At 67.3% G+C, this 13,683-nt stretch carries 8 protein-coding genes and 3 pseudogenes; 3 read left to right on the forward strand and 8 right to left on the reverse strand.

Translation table 11 applies throughout. The features are described from left to right. Positions 1-32: 32 nt before the first annotated feature. The 8 genes from AC07F3_RS32455 to AC07F3_RS32490 all read right to left on the reverse strand — a co-directional run bounded on the left by AC07F3_RS32455 (position 33) and on the right by AC07F3_RS32490 (position 10,292). On the reverse strand, positions 33-1,811 hold the full coding sequence (locus AC07F3_RS32455; protein WP_479118063.1) for a VgrG-related protein: 1,779 nt from the start codon (positions 1,809-1,811) through the stop codon (positions 33-35). Positions 1,812-1,860: 49 nt separating this feature from the next. Then, the gene (locus AC07F3_RS32460) at positions 1,861-2,073 is read right to left on the reverse strand and encodes a LysM peptidoglycan-binding domain-containing protein (RefSeq protein ID WP_479118064.1); all 213 of its coding nucleotides are present in this window, start codon (positions 2,071-2,073) and stop codon (positions 1,861-1,863) included. Continuing rightward, positions 2,070-2,552, reverse strand: a complete 483-nt coding sequence (locus AC07F3_RS32465) for a CIS tube protein (RefSeq protein ID WP_479118066.1) — start codon at positions 2,550-2,552, stop codon at positions 2,070-2,072. Before AC07F3_RS32465 ends, AC07F3_RS32460 begins: the two co-directional genes overlap by 4 nt. Positions 2,553-2,591: 39 nt before the next feature. Next, positions 2,592-3,512: a phage tail protein gene (locus AC07F3_RS32470; protein ID WP_479118067.1), complete on the reverse strand. Its 921-nt coding sequence runs from the start codon at positions 3,510-3,512 to the stop codon at positions 2,592-2,594. Between the two features lie 4,015 nt (positions 3,513-7,527). Continuing rightward, positions 7,528-7,689, reverse strand: a complete 162-nt coding sequence (locus AC07F3_RS32475; RefSeq protein ID WP_479118068.1) for a DUF6760 family protein — start codon at positions 7,687-7,689, stop codon at positions 7,528-7,530. After that, positions 7,686-8,162 carry a hypothetical protein gene (locus tag AC07F3_RS32480; protein WP_479118070.1) on the reverse strand — a complete coding sequence of 159 codons (477 nt, stop codon included), beginning with the start codon at positions 8,160-8,162 and terminating at the stop codon, positions 7,686-7,688. The genes AC07F3_RS32475 and AC07F3_RS32480 overlap by 4 nt, the downstream gene beginning before the upstream one ends. Further along, positions 8,159-8,617 (reverse strand): phage tail protein, encoded by a 459-nt coding sequence (locus tag AC07F3_RS32485; RefSeq protein ID WP_479118072.1) that lies wholly within the window; start codon positions 8,615-8,617, stop codon positions 8,159-8,161. The genes AC07F3_RS32480 and AC07F3_RS32485 overlap by 4 nt, the downstream gene beginning before the upstream one ends. A 61-nt stretch (positions 8,618-8,678) precedes the next feature. Continuing rightward, the gene (locus tag AC07F3_RS32490; RefSeq protein WP_479118074.1) at positions 8,679-10,292 is read right to left on the reverse strand and encodes a phage tail sheath family protein; all 1,614 of its coding nucleotides are present in this window, start codon (positions 10,290-10,292) and stop codon (positions 8,679-8,681) included. Between the two features lie 444 nt (positions 10,293-10,736). Here AC07F3_RS32490 and AC07F3_RS32495 point away from each other — a divergent pair. The 3 pseudogenes from AC07F3_RS32495 to AC07F3_RS32505 form a co-directional block, all read left to right on the forward strand. Beyond that, positions 10,737-12,893 (forward strand): annotated as a pseudogene (locus AC07F3_RS32495) (ATP-dependent Clp protease ATP-binding subunit); the annotation flags it as partial. After that, positions 12,887-13,163, forward strand: a pseudogene (locus AC07F3_RS32500) (helix-turn-helix domain-containing protein); the annotation flags it as partial. The pseudogenes AC07F3_RS32495 and AC07F3_RS32500, both read left to right, overlap by 7 nt. Before the next feature lie 50 nt (positions 13,164-13,213). Then, positions 13,214-13,591, forward strand: a pseudogene (locus AC07F3_RS32505) (transposase); the annotation flags it as partial. Positions 13,592-13,683: the final 92 nt, after the last annotated feature.

The raw sequence follows: 13,683 nt of genomic DNA on the forward strand, positions 1-13,683 counted from the left end.
GGAGGGGCTTCGGAACGAGCGGTGGGCGTGGGCTAGTTGATCTTCACGAGGGCGCCGGAGAACTTCGCCGTGGTGGCCGCGCTGACGTCGACCTCGGTGCCGGACATTTCGACCAGGGTGCCGGAGATCTTGAGGCTCTGCTGGGCGTTCATGTCGATGCTCTGGCCCTTCAGCTCCAGTGGCGCGTTGCCCGCGTCCACGGTGATGCCGTGCTTGGCGGTGATCTCGACGGTTCCGTTGCTCTGCACGGAGATGAGCGTGTTGTGCTGATCCAGCTGGATCTGGAGCTTGCCGTCACCGGTGATCAGCGTGGCGCCCATGCCCGGACTGCCGGCGTCGAGCAGTTCCAGGCGGTGCCCCTCCTTCGACGCGAAGGAACGCCGGTTGGTCTTGCCCTTGCCGCCGTCCACCAGGTCGAGCTCGTGCGGGGCGAGCTTGTCGACGCCGTTGTAGAGCCCGCCCAGGACGTAGGGCCGGTCGAGGCAGCCGTGCTCGAAGCCGACCAGGACCTCGTCACCGACCTCAGGCACCGCCACGCCGTGCCCGCGGCTGCCGCCCAGTTGCACGGTGCGGGCCCAGTTGCTCTCGTACTTGGCGTCGAGCCAGGGGAGTTGGACCTTGACCCGGCCCTGCTTCTTGTCGTCCTTGATGTTGACGACCTTGGCCGGCATCAGCCCGTAGAAGCGCCGCAGCCCTTCCTCGCCGTCCCCGGGCCGCCCGACGGCCGTCCGGTCCGCCCCCTCGTTGACCGTCAGCTCCGTCAGATAGCCGGAGTCCGGGTGGTATTCGTGGCGTACGGACGTAACCGTGTACTGGCCCTCGAACTGTTTGCCCAGACCGGTCAGCGACACTCCCGAACGCAGGCGCAGTCGGGGCTCGCCGCGCACGACGGCACGCAGTCGCGGCAGGCCCGCCGCGACCTCCTGGGCCATGCTCGTCGCCAGCGTCTCGGCCTCGCCCTGGGTGCCGCGCGGCAGCCCGGCGAGCAGCAGCGGCGGCCCGGACACTGTGCCCGACGGCGCCGTCCACGCGGTGCTGTGCCGGGCCGTGCCCGGATCGCCCGTGGCGACGAACGGCTCCTTGCGCTCGGGGTCCCAGCCTCGCACGGCGACGCCCGTCACCTGGTCGTCGAGGGACGCCACCGAGCCGACCTTCAGCAGGTTGGCGCCGAACTGCAGGGCGAACGGGCTGCCCTGGGCGGACGTGCCCTTCGCGGGGGCGCTGGAGGCCCGGGCGGGCTCGCAGAAGTGCAGTTTGCCGTCACGGAAGAACAGGTCACGCCCGTTCTCGCGGGCCAGGTGGCTCAGGAAGTCCCAGTCCGACATGGCGGGCTGAGTGAGGAAGTCGTACGTCGACGCGGCGTCGTCGACGGTTCCGGTCTGCACGCCGGCCTCATTGGCCACCTTGCGAACGATGTCCCCGGCCGTCATCTTCGGGTAGGACGCGACCCGGTGGCCCCGGCGCAGCCGGTGGGAACGGTCCCGGGCGCGGATGACGGTGAGCACACCGCCGAACCCGTGCGTGCCACTGCCGTCCGAACTGGCCCTGGCCTCGCAGTCGGTGACCTCGCCTTCGAAGAGGGGGTACTCGCCGTCGGCGGTGACCGAGACCAGCTTGAGCGCGCTGCCCAGAGTGACACCCCACTTGGCCAGCAGCGACGCGTTGTGCGGGTCCCGGATGCCGACCTCTGCGGTGGCCGAGGTGTGGCCGTTCTCCTGCACGGTGGCCCATGCCAAGGCGGTGTTGCAGGCCGAGGGCATCCGATGGCCCCCGGCCACGACGATCAGCCCGGCGGTATGACGCCCTGTCATGTCGGTGTCCTTGTCCTTGCGTGGGGTGGGTGGTTGGCGGTGGTGGGGGTCAGCGGTCCGTGGCGTTGGGCAGGACCAGCACGGTGCCCGGCGGCACCTTCGACGGGTCGTCGATGTCGTTCAGCTCGGCGATCAGCCGCCAGTCGGCCGCGCGGCCCGTGCTGCGCACCGCGATCGACTGGAGGGAATCCCCTCGCACCACCACGCTGAACTGGCGCGACGAAGGTGATCCCGACCCGTGTCCCGCGCTCTGTGCGCTCATGTGCCCACCTCCTCCAGGGTCAGCTCGCACACGGCGCGCAGTGGATAGCCGTTGCTGGAGAAGCGGGTGAACTGGACGGAGAGCCGCCGCACCACCGAATGGAAGTTGGCCGCCTTGCAGTGCCCCCAGCGGAGCATGACCCAGGGCGGGGACGCCTGGTTGTTGGTGACGCTCTTGTCCTCCGGCCGGCAGCATTCCAGAAGCGTGCGCACCCGATTGTCGACGGTTTCGTCATTCGGCTTGGTCGCGTCCAGAACGATGGTCATGGTGAGTATCGTGGGCTGGCTTCCCACGAACTCGGGGACGGCCGCGTACGGAGCAAGGCGCGTGGTGTGCCGAGCCCATGAGGTCTCCTTGACCAGGGAGAGCTGTGCCGGATTGAACTGAAACGGCACCTCTTTCTCCAGCGCACCGGGCGGCTTCTGGCCGCCGATCGGCGGCTTGTAGATCTCAAGAACCGCCTTCTCTACTTTTTCCATTGTCTCCTCGCCTCCTTTCTCCTGGCTCTTGGCGTCGGGTTAGTTATCGAAGTAGAAACCGCTGTGGGCGAAGTCGATCTCCTCAAGGGCCGCGTCGCCGGTCGACGCGTCCAGGATCGGGCCTCGCCAGGCGATCGGTCGCAGGTCGAGGAGCTTCCACGTGGCGACGTCGTTGTGGTTTGAGTCCATCAGGGCGATCTCTCCCGTCTTGGGGTCGGGATTGGCCAAGCTCTCCTGGACCCATTTGCATCTGTCTACCGACCCCTCCGAGACGAGCCGCGTCAGAGTCAAGGGGGAATATCTGATGAAGGTGTTGAGATAGACGGGGGAATCATTATTCCCTCCCTCGATGAACTCTTCGACTCCCATCGACATGGCGAGCCCCTTGCACAGGGCGAATCGTCCGCGTGGCGCTCCGTCGATGGAAATCCTGAACCGATTCGTGACCAACAGGCCATGATCTACTGGCAAGGCTGTTCCTTCGTTTGAGAGGAAATAATTCCTACGGGAATTCCCCACTCTGGGGCTGGGCCGCTCTCGTCCGTGGTTCGACGTGCCACGCGGGGTGTCGTGCCGTCCGCGTCGGGCAGCCGTTCCTGTGGTTCCCGCATGGCGATCCGGTAGAGAACCGGATGCCCGTTGGAGAACGCGGCCGGAACCGGCGCTCCGTACCCCATGCTGTGGGCATCCGGGGCGAACGGCGTGAGGGAACAGGAGCAGGGAAGCGCAGCGGGCCTCGCGACAGCCGATGCCGCCTTGGCACGCCCATGCGGCGATGAGGTGCTGAGCGTTGGGCCTGGAGCAACTCGCTGTGAGCTCCTGGCAACCTCCGAGGCCCAGGTGGGCCGGGCGCCGACTGGGGCCGAGTGCTGCGCTGTGAACTCGGTCTGAGGGACGGGGGCACTTCCGTATCGGACCCAATGGTCCCCGGGCCGGCCATGGGGCGCTTCGATTGCCCACGCTTGGGATTCCCTCAGGCCAGGAGGAGACCCCGGCCTCGCCCCGGATCCGCCGGCTGCGAGGTGCTCAACGACCGCATGCAGAACCGTCGCTGGTACTGCGGCTGGGTGGCCCAGATCATCAGCTTGATGCACCGCGGCCTTGGCGGGGGGAGCGGCAGCCCGGCCCGCGCGTGTCGTGACGGGCTGGTCCAGGGCTTGCCGAGGGAAGGTGTTGGAGGCTGCCTCGACCGCAGCGAGGTGGGGGCGCCTCTGCTGGCGGAGCGGGAGGCCTGCTACGGGAGTTTCGTCCGCCGCCCTGCCGATGGGACGCAGGGAAGCGACCTGGCGGGTGCCGTTGTCCTGTGTGCCTTGTACGGCTTGTTCGTCGCTCCGGTATGCGGTCCGTTCGGGAGACGGTGCGGTGGAAGCAGCGACCGTCGAGGGAAGGGCCGGATGAGAGGAGGTGACGTCGGGAGAGGTGGGACGCAGATCGACGGTACGGCTTGTCTGATGCCGTGCGGAGGACGGAGCGACGTTCGGCTGGGTGGACTTCGCAGAGGTGTCGTCGTCCTTGGCGGAGTTGGAGACCCGTGCCTGCCGTGAGGTGAGGACTCGGCCTGCGGACAGGACGTGGTGCTCGCGAGCTGTGGACCCACGGACGTCACCATCGGGCTGTGCGGAAGTGGTGGCACGGGATCCCGCTCCTTGCGGGACACCCTCCCCCGGCTGTTCCTGCCGTCGAGTGGGGCGCGGCGCTGTGCGGGCGGGCGCCATGGACACGAGGTCCGGCTCACCGAGTTGGAGGGAGGCGGCGTGGCCGGCGGCGTGGGGCCCCTCCTGGAACTGTTCGTGGCTCGGCGTGCTCTGAGGCGTCCGGGGCGCCTGCTCGTGTGCCGGGGCGACTGCCGTCAGGGCGACGTCACGAACTGGCTCTGCGCGATGGGGTGATGCGGATGCGGGCGCGGGCGTGGGTCCGGTGACAGGTTGCTGCGTGTCGGCTGTCTCTGCCCGGGGTGCGTGGGCCCGGTTGCCCGTGGGAGTGCTTGTGTCCGTGTGGCGAGAGGGCTGGGTCGCTTCGTCGGGCTGCGCTTGGGGCTGGGGAGCTGAGGGCGCCGCACGGTCGTGAGTCTGGCGTACGGACTGGTGGGCGCCGTCTTGCACGGGGCGGCGGGAGCTACGGAGGCGGGGACGGCCGGCCGGGGCTTCCGGGGAGGTGTGTTCCTCGGGCCGGTTCTGCGGAGCGTCGGGGTGGGAATGCGGCGCGCCGGTAACGCCCCGGGCATCGTCGCCGGCGGACTCTTGTCCGGGAGACTCGCTACCGCCCAACTCGTCCGAGGGCACGACGTGTTCGGATCCGGCAGCGCCCCCAGCGGGAGAACCGGATGTGTTGGCGCCGGGCCGATGCTGGAACTCGGGGGCCGTCCGCGTCGCTGACGGTGCGGGCTGGGTGATCGTGCCCCGTTTCTGGACATGCTGGGGCGTCACCGAAGCCACCGCATTCTCCAACTCCGGCGTTGAGCCTTGGGCCGTAGGCGCGGAAATGCTCTGGGGCTGGGGGCTCGGGTGCCGCTCCTGCTCGCTGGGGCGGTCACCTTGATTCATACGAGGCGTGGCCCGGGGGGCCGGAGGCGTGGGCTTGCCGAGCCGGGGCAGGGCTACGGGAGAGACGGTCGGACGAGTGGCGTCCGGCTGGAGTCGACGGGGCTTGAAGCTCTCAAGCGGGGACTTCGGCGCGGACTCGGCGCTGCCTGCCGATACGTCATCGCGAACAGGGTTGTGAGCGTGCGGAGTTGGAGGAGTCACCGAGGGCACCAGTTGGTCGGAGGACGGGTACCTGTCCGATGCCGTCTTCTGAACGACCGGAGCCTCCATCTCCGACATCTGCTCGACACGGGGGCCGACAGCGTCGCCCTTGCTGTGCATGGTCTCGTCAGGCTGCGCCTGTGCCTGGGGGGAGCCGGTTACGCCTGAGCCCAGGTCCTGGACGGGATGGTCCGCCGGGGAATCCGCTGCGCCGCAGGCGGACTCGGCGAGGTGGCCCGTCAGGTTCTGTGGGGCGTGTCCCGTGCCGCGGTGTGGGAGATCAGGCGTTACTCGTTCCGGTGCGAGTCGCCTGTCGATCTCCGCAGCGGCGGCCTTCCACGAGGCGTGTTGCTGAGGCGAGCTGAACGCCTGGTCCACCGGAGCCGTCTCACTCGGCCTATGGGCTCCGGCGCCTTGATCAGCTACCCCACCAGGGAGGACGCCATCATTCCGGGCGTTGCTCGGCCGGGCGGAAGAGATGCCGTGCTCCGGGGTAGCGAACGGCAACGCCGACGTACTGTCGGCCGGGGTTCCAGAGTCGGACGTGTTTGCCGCCCTGGAGGAAGAGTCAGCGTTGGGGTTCGGCGGGGGCTGGTGTGTGACGGATTCCTGTCCTTGTCCTGTAACCGCGCTGCAGTCCTTCTCAGCGGCGCGACGGTCGTGCCGGGTCCCCTCCTGAGGTGTTCCCGCGCTGTGGCTGGTGGCATGTTCCGCCTGACGAGGTCCTTCATGCTGGGGCGCCGTGGAAGGCGGCGTGGCACTGGCCGAGGTCTGACCTGAGACAGCTGGGACATCCGTCCTCAGGGCAGGTGTGGCCTCGACACCGTCGGCGTCTTCGACCGAGGCAGCCTCGCGCGATGCGGATATGGGGCTCGGGAAGTTGCGCGCAGGGTGCGTCGTGAGGTGAGTGGCCTCGTCCACGAGCAGCGCGGTAGTGACAGTCGTCGGCGCGAGCCCTGTCCGTACCGCCGTCATCGGATCCGTACGTACTACCGCCGTCGAATCCGGTTCGGGGGCCGGGTGCGGTGGTACTTGGTCTGCTGCCTCAGAAATAGGGTCGCCCGGCCTGGTGCTCTGGCCAGCGTTGCTCGCTATGCGTGCACCGGACGGTGCGGAAGCTGCAGGATTCCGTTCGTTGTTGGAGCTGGAAGCGTTCTGGTCTTCATCGACGTGTGGAGCGCTCGCCGAACGGCGTTGGACCGTGGTCCTCAAAGCCGCAGTCCACCGCGCCAAGCGGCCTGTGGCAACGGGCTTGGCGAGCTCCGGCGTGGAGCCAGGTCCGACGCGCGGATGCGAGAGCCTCACCGCGACTGGATCGGCCCCAGTCCGCGCCTCGGCGTCCGACGAGGGCGGCCCAGGCTTGGCGCATGCTTCCGGCGTGGACTTCCCTTCGGTTTCTGTGTCGACTTCTGTGTCAACCCATGCCCTGGTGTCGGCTTTGTTTCCAGACTCCGATTCAGCCTCGATCTGCGTCCTACCACCGGTCGGCAAAGGTGTCCCACCGCGCGGTCCTGCTGGCGTTGATACCGAAGAGGCTGCGGATGCCCGCCCTGCGTCGTCCAGAGTTGCCGCAGTCGTCTCACAGCTGCGTTCCTGCGGAACCGGTGTGGTGACAGCGGATCCCTGCTCGTGCGGCAAGCCCAAGCTCTCAGGGGTGGCCTGCGTATACGCGGCCGGTGAACTGGTCGACGCGGGGGGCGTGCTCGGCCTGCGCCGCCGAAAAAGGTGGGAGAACCGGCTGGGCGTCGCACCCTTGGACCGGGTGCCCCGCTCAAGACCCCAGCGTCGGAGCGGCGCTGCCACTCGCGCCGGCTCCAAGTGGGCGGTGCCCTCCGGTGCCTCGACGGTGCCGTGCTCTTCACCAGCGGGACGGATCTCAGACGAGGCCTCCACATGGAGGTGGGGTGCGGTGTTTCGGGGGGCGACGGGACGCCAGTACAGGTGCACGGGCACATGGTTGGCCGGTCGCCCGCCTGCCCATGCCGTCGTACCGACCCGGAATACTCTGAGCGGCTTGTCGTTGAGCACGGGCGTGAGCTCCCTGGACAGTCGCGGGTCCTGGAACGAGGGGAGCCGACTGGTCACCCGGCGCGCGTCCGTGACCGGGCGCACTCCGGCTGCGATCGCCCGGACCGTCTCCGGCAGAGCCACGGGGACACGGTCGACCGGATCTGTTGCGGCACGCGCCTCGACGCTGCCGACCTCGCTGGTCCGGTCCATGCACTGAGTCCCTAAGTCCCGTAGCCAAGACGCTGGTTGATCTGGTTGATCTGCTTGATGTACGCACGGCGCTGGATGTGGTCCAGGTCGAGGAGTTCATCGTGCGACCAATGGAAGTGGTAGGCGATGTACGCGATCTCCGAGCGCAGGTTCGCGGTCGCGTACACCTTCATTCCCCCAGGCGGCTCCCCATGTCCACATCGAATTCGTGGTGACAGTCGGGGCACACGGTCGATGCGAGCGCCGTGCCGTCCAGGTTTATTTTCTCGTAGAACTTCTGAAGGAAAGCGAGGTCTACGGCGAAGAAATCCTCCACGATGTCGGGACTGACCTTCGTCAGACTGCCGAGCTTCGTGATGAGGTGCCCGAGCAGTACGACGGATAGGTATGCAGGGTTCTCCCGAACTCGTGCATCGCTCAGTGGCGAGAGTTCATCGCGCGCGGTGGCGAGGCGCATCACACCCTCTCGATGCACGTTTCCCTGTGGGTCCACGTAGCCGCGTGGCAGCGTGAAGGGGAACTCGGTGCGGAGGGGCGCAGGCCCGCTCAGCGGGCCTGCGCTCTCACGAGAGGGGGAAGGCACGTTAGCCGACGGAGTTGCAGTAGAAGCTGCAAAAGCCTTCTCGGATACGCGCCCTCGCCTCATGCGGACTCGTACTTGTAATCGTCGAACTGGATTTCCCAGGTCTCGGTGGCCACGCTCGGGCTACTGGCGTCGTAGCCACCAGAGCTGGGGAACTTGCTCTTGGGGATGCATCCGGTCAGCGTGTGCTTGCGGACCGGCTTGTCGTCGCTCCCCAGCAGCGAGATGGTCATCTCCTTCGGCTTTTCCTTCCCATCGTGGTAGGCCGTCACCCACTTGAGGAACGGGCAACCCTGCTGGGTAAGCATGGTCAAGGAGATCGTGCCGCTGTTCTTCGCCTTGATGTCAGGGGAGTCGATCACATGGTCATCGATGCCATCAGGCTTGCGGAAGTCGGCCCGGACTGTCTCCTTCTTGTCGATTGAAGGCTCGCCGACCTTGGTCAGCCCGGCAACAGCGGTACCGCCCAAGTCGAAACTGTACTTGTCGGTGGTGACTGCCTTGAGTTCAGCTGCCATGAAAGTTCCTTTGCTAGGAGTGATATTTACTCTGAGGAGCCGGAGAGAGGGCCCTCAGTGTTTACTCGCCCGCTCCGTCGCCCGACATGGAATCCTGGGCGATCCGGAAGACGACGAACTCGGCCGGCTTCACCGGAGCAACGCCGATCTCGCAAACGACCTGGCCCGCATCGATCACCTCGGGCGGATTGGTGGTCGCGTCGCACCGGACGTAGAAGGCCTCATCCGGCGTGCTGCCGAAGAGGGCGCCGCTGCGCCATTCCCTGGTGAGGAACGCGGCGATGTTGCGGCTGATCGCGGACCACAGCCGCTCGTTGTTGGGCTCGAAGACTGCCCACTGCGAGCCCAGGTAGATCGACTCCTCCAGGTAGTTGAAGAGGCGTCGGACGTTCAGGTAGCGCCAGGCCGGGTCGCTGGAGAGGGTGCGGGCACCCCAGACGCGGATGCCGCGGCCGGGGAAGCTGCGGATGCAGTTGATGCCCGCCGGGTTGAGCTGCTCCTGCTCACCCTTGGTGACCTGGATGCCGAGGTCGAGAGCGCCGCGCAGGACCTCGTTGGCCGGGGCCTTGTGCACACCGCGGGCTTCGTCGTTGCGGGCCCACAGGCCGGCGACGTGTCCGGACGGCGGCATCAGGAAACCCTTGCCCGAGGACGGGTCGGCGACCTGGATCCACGGGTAATACAGGGTGGCGTACTGGGAGTCGAAGCCCGCCTCGTTCTGCCGCCACTCGTGGACCTCGGTGGGGCCCATGTCGGGCAGCGGGTCGAGGATGGCCATGCGGTTGGCCATGTTCTCGCAGTGGTTGATCATGGCCATCTGGATGGCCTTGACCTGCTCGCGGCTGACGTTGCCCGCCTGGTAGGCGGCCATCAGGTCCGGAGCCATCACCATGGTGATGTCGTCGATGGCCTCCAGGCCGGACAGGCCGGAGCGGTCGTTGACCTTGCCGACGTACTTGCCGACGACGTCCTTGGCCACGACCTGGCCGGTCGCGGCGTCACCCTTGGGGGCGGCGGGGAGCGCCAGCGAGGAGGAGTCGGGCAGCGCGAGCGCGGCGCCGGCGGTGGGCGCCTCCTCCACCATCACGAACTTGGAGCGCTCCTTGACCTGCGTCACCACGTACGCGGCCGAGGCCTTGTCGGCGGAGACGTCGAACGTCTCGGTGGCCGAACCGTCAACCTTGACGGTGAAGGTGAAGATGTCGTCCGAACCGCCGTCGGCGGCCTTCGTCTTGTCGGCGGTGGAGCCGGTGGCGCGCTTGGCCTTCGGGTCGGCGGGCTTCTTCTGCACATCGACCGAGATGTCGCGGCCCGTCGCGGCCGGAAGGGCCGCCACCCGGAAGCCGCCGAGCACCTGCGCCGGGGCGGTGCCGACGGACTGGGCGCCTTCGACGGCGTCGCCGTTGGCCGACTGCCCGCCGACGCGGACGACGTAACAGGTGCCGCCGCCGTTGGCGAAGTATCCGTAGACGGAGTGCGCGAGATACGACCCTTCGACGAAATCGCCGAACGTATTGGTGAACTGACCCCAATTGGTGAGGCGTACCGGCTCGTTGAGCGGACCCTGTTCGGCGAAACCGACGAACGCGGCCACTGCGGTACCGACGCCCTCGACCGGGCGAGAACCGCCTGCACGCTCTTCCACAAAAACACCGGGGGACAGGTAGGTTGCCATCCAGCACTCCTTCTTGATGAGTTTTCACGAGAGTGAATCCAGTTCGCGGGCAGCGCTTTCCACCGACAGGGGAAAGGAACCTGCTGTCCACGCGCCGGGGCTGGAGACGGTTCTCTTGCCGCGCGACTGGCTCATTTGCCAGCTTCGGACCGTGGATTCTGTCCATGAGCATCGTCGTGGATTCGATGCCGTGTCAAACGGGATCGGGCATTCTGGAAGCCTGGCTGGCATTTGTCTTCCGTGGTCCTGCACAGATCAACCTTTGGCCTACGACGGGCTGTTACTCACCGTGGAATTCGGTTGAATCGTAGACGATCAACCTCTGAGTACAGGAGTCAACTTTCTTCACGGTTCCGCGCGGAGCACGCCCCTCAGACTGAGATCCGACGTGTACGCGTGCGCACGCGGGCGACGCCCTGCGGCTGGAACGAGACGAGGAGACACCGGGTGACCACTTCCGAAGCGGACGGCCAGCGCGGGGCGTTGGAGAAGTTCGGTACGGACTTCACGGCGGCCGCGCGTGACGGGAAGCTGGACCCGGTGATCGGCCGGGACCAGGAGATCCGCCGGGTGGTGCAGGTGCTTTCACGGCGTACGAAGAACAATCCGGTGCTGATCGGCGAGCCCGGCGTCGGCAAGACGGCGGTGGTCGAAGGGCTCGCACAGCGCATAGTCAAGGGTGACGTCCCGGAGTCGCTGAAGAACAAGCGGCTGGTGTCGCTGGATCTGGGCGCGATGGTGGCGGGTGCGAAATTCCGGGGCGAGTTCGAGGAGCGGTTGAAGGCGGTTCTGGCCGAGATCAAGGAGAGCGACGGCGAAGTCGTCACCTTCATCGACGAATTGCACACGGTGGTCGGGGCCGGCGCCATCGGGGATTCGGCGATGGATGCGGGCAACATGCTCAAGCCCATGCTGGCGCGCGGTGAGCTCCGTATGGTCGGCGCGACGACGCTGGACGAGTACCGCGAGCGCATCGAGAAGGACCCCGCTCTTGAGCGCCGCTTTCAGCAGGTCCTCGTCCCCGAACCTTCGGTGGAGGACTCGATCGCGATCCTGCGCGGCTTGAAGGGGCGTTACGAGGCGCATCACAAGGTGCAGATCGCGGACGGCGCGCTGGTCGCGGCAGCGACGCTTTCGGATCGGTACATCACCTCCCGCTTCCTGCCCGACAAGGCCATCGACCTCGTCGACGAGGCGGCATCCAGGCTCCGTATGGAGATCGATTCCTCCCCCGTCGAGATCGACGAACTCCAGCGCGCCGTCGACCGGTTGCGCATGGAGGAGCTGGCGCTCAAGAACGAATCCGATCCGTCCACCCGTGAGCGCCTGCGGCGAATTCGTAAGGATCTCGCCGACAAGGAGGAGGAGCTGCGCGGTCTCACCGCGCGCTGGGAGAAGGAGAAGCAGGGCCTCAACCGGGTCGGTGAGCTGAAGGAGCGGCTCGACGACCTGCGTGGCCAGGCCGAACGCGCCCAGCGTGACGGCGACTTCGACACCGCCTCCAAGCTCCTGTACGGCGAAATCCCCGCCCTTGAGGAGGAACTGGAGGAGGCAGCCGAGGCCGAACGAGAAGCCTCCCGCTCCCTCGACCCCGACGAGCAGATGGTCAAGGAGGAGGTGGGTCCGGACGACATCGCGGACGTGGTCGGTGCCTGGACAGGCATCCCCGCCGGGCGGCTCCTCGAAGGCGAGACGCAGAAGCTGCTCCGCATGGAGGGCGAGCTGGGCAAGCGCCTGATCGGCCAGTCGGAGGCGGTGCAGGCGGTCTCGGACGCGGTGCGCCGCACGCGGGCCGGCATCGCCGACCCCGACCGGCCGACCGGCTCGTTCCTCTTCCTCGGCCCGACGGGCGTCGGCAAGACCGAGCTCGCCAAGGCGCTCGCCGACTTCCTCTTCGACGACGAGCGGGCCATGGTCCGCATCGACATGTCGGAGTACAGCGAGAAGCACTCCGTGGCCCGGCTGGTCGGCGCGCCGCCCGGCTACGTCGGCTACGAGGAGGGCGGCCAGCTCACCGAGGCCGTCCGCCGCCGCCCGTACAGCGTCGTGCTCCTGGACGAGGTGGAGAAGGCGCACCCCGAGGTCTTCGACATCCTGCTCCAGGTCCTCGACGACGGCCGCCTCACCGACGGCCAGGGTCGCACGGTCGACTTCCGCAACACCATCCTGATCCTCACCTCCAACCTGGGCAGCCAGTACCTCGTCGAGCCGCTGACCAGCGCGGACGAGAAGAAGCAGCAGGTGCTGGAAGTGGTGCGGGCCTCCTTCAAACCGGAGTTCCTCAACCGCCTCGACGACCTCGTGGTCTTCTCCGCGCTGACGAGGGACCAGCTCTCGCACATCGCCGAGCTCCAGATCGCCGGTCTTGCCCGCCGCCTTGCGGACCGGCGCATCACGTTGGACGTCACTCCCGAGGCCCTGGAGTGGCTGGCCGACGAGGGCAACGACCCCGCCTACGGAGCGCGCCCGCTGCGCCGCCTGATCCAGACCGCCATCGGCGACCGGCTGGCGAAGGAGATCCTGGCGGGCGAAGTGACCGACGGCGACACCGTGAACCTCCACGCCGAGGGCGACAGCCTCCTCATCCGGCGGGTGTGGTGATTACACTCATCACATCGACGCCGGGGCCTCTGTTGGTTCCGTATGTTGCCAACGCTCGACGTCCCGCACGCGCTGGTCGAACACGTCTCGCGCCTCATCTGCATGCGAAGGCGTGAACTACGCTCGCCGTGGCGAAAGTTGAGCTATTTCAGGCAGGCCGTCCTCGCCCTGGCCCATCTGCGCAGGAACGAGATTTTTGCCCAGGTCGGCGCCGGGTTCGGGGTATCGGAGGCGATCGCGTGGCGGTACGTCAACGAAACGATCGGGGTGTCCTCGCCTCCTAGTACTGCAATCACAGTTGCGTGTGGTTGAGTTGGTGTATGGCTGAGCTCGGGGTGGGGCTGGTTGAGGAGTGGGACGGGTTGCTGGCGGGGTTGCACGCCCGGTTCGCGTCGCGTTTCGTGAGGTCGGAGCCGCGGGGGCGGGCGCTTGCGTATATGCGGGGGCTGATCGCTCCGTTGGAGCGTAAGAACGGCTGGACGCTGGCGGAGCGGGCCGGTGACCGGTTGCCGATCGGGATGCAACGTCTGCTGGGCGAGGCGGACTGGGACGCAGACAAGGTCCGTGACGACGTGCGCGACTACGTGGTCGAGACGATCGGGGACAGGGACGGTGTTCTGATCGGGGACGACACCGGCTTCCTGAAGAAGGGTGTGCGCTCGGCCGGTGTCCAGCGGCAGTACTCCGGAACGGCGGGGGCCTGAATTTCAATTACTGCTCGCTGCTGGGGCGTTGGCGCGATAATGAGGTGTGACTGCGGATACGTCGGCTCGGGCCTCGGTTGTGGCTT

This window comes from Streptomyces sp. NPDC045846, assembly GCF_056431605.1.

What these genes read in the sequence shown, in the direction of transcription:
- AC07F3_RS32455 (WP_479118063.1), bottom strand. Translation starts at nt 1,811, where the DNA reads ATGACAGGGCGTCATACCGCCGGGCTGATCGTCGTGGCCGGGGGCCAT.
- AC07F3_RS32460 (WP_479118064.1), bottom strand. Translation starts at nt 2,073, where the DNA reads ATGAGCGCACAGAGCGCGGGACACGGGTCGGGATCACCTTCGTCGCGC.
- AC07F3_RS32465 (WP_479118066.1), bottom strand. Translation starts at nt 2,552, where the DNA reads ATGGAAAAAGTAGAGAAGGCGGTTCTTGAGATCTACAAGCCGCCGATC.
- AC07F3_RS32475 (WP_479118068.1), bottom strand. Translation starts at nt 7,689, where the DNA reads ATGAAGGTGTACGCGACCGCGAACCTGCGCTCGGAGATCGCGTACATC.
- AC07F3_RS32480 (WP_479118070.1), bottom strand. Translation starts at nt 8,162, where the DNA reads ATGAGGCGAGGGCGCGTATCCGAGAAGGCTTTTGCAGCTTCTACTGCA.
- AC07F3_RS32485 (WP_479118072.1), bottom strand. Translation starts at nt 8,617, where the DNA reads ATGGCAGCTGAACTCAAGGCAGTCACCACCGACAAGTACAGTTTCGAC.
- AC07F3_RS32490 (WP_479118074.1), bottom strand. Translation starts at nt 10,292, where the DNA reads ATGGCAACCTACCTGTCCCCCGGTGTTTTTGTGGAAGAGCGTGCAGGC.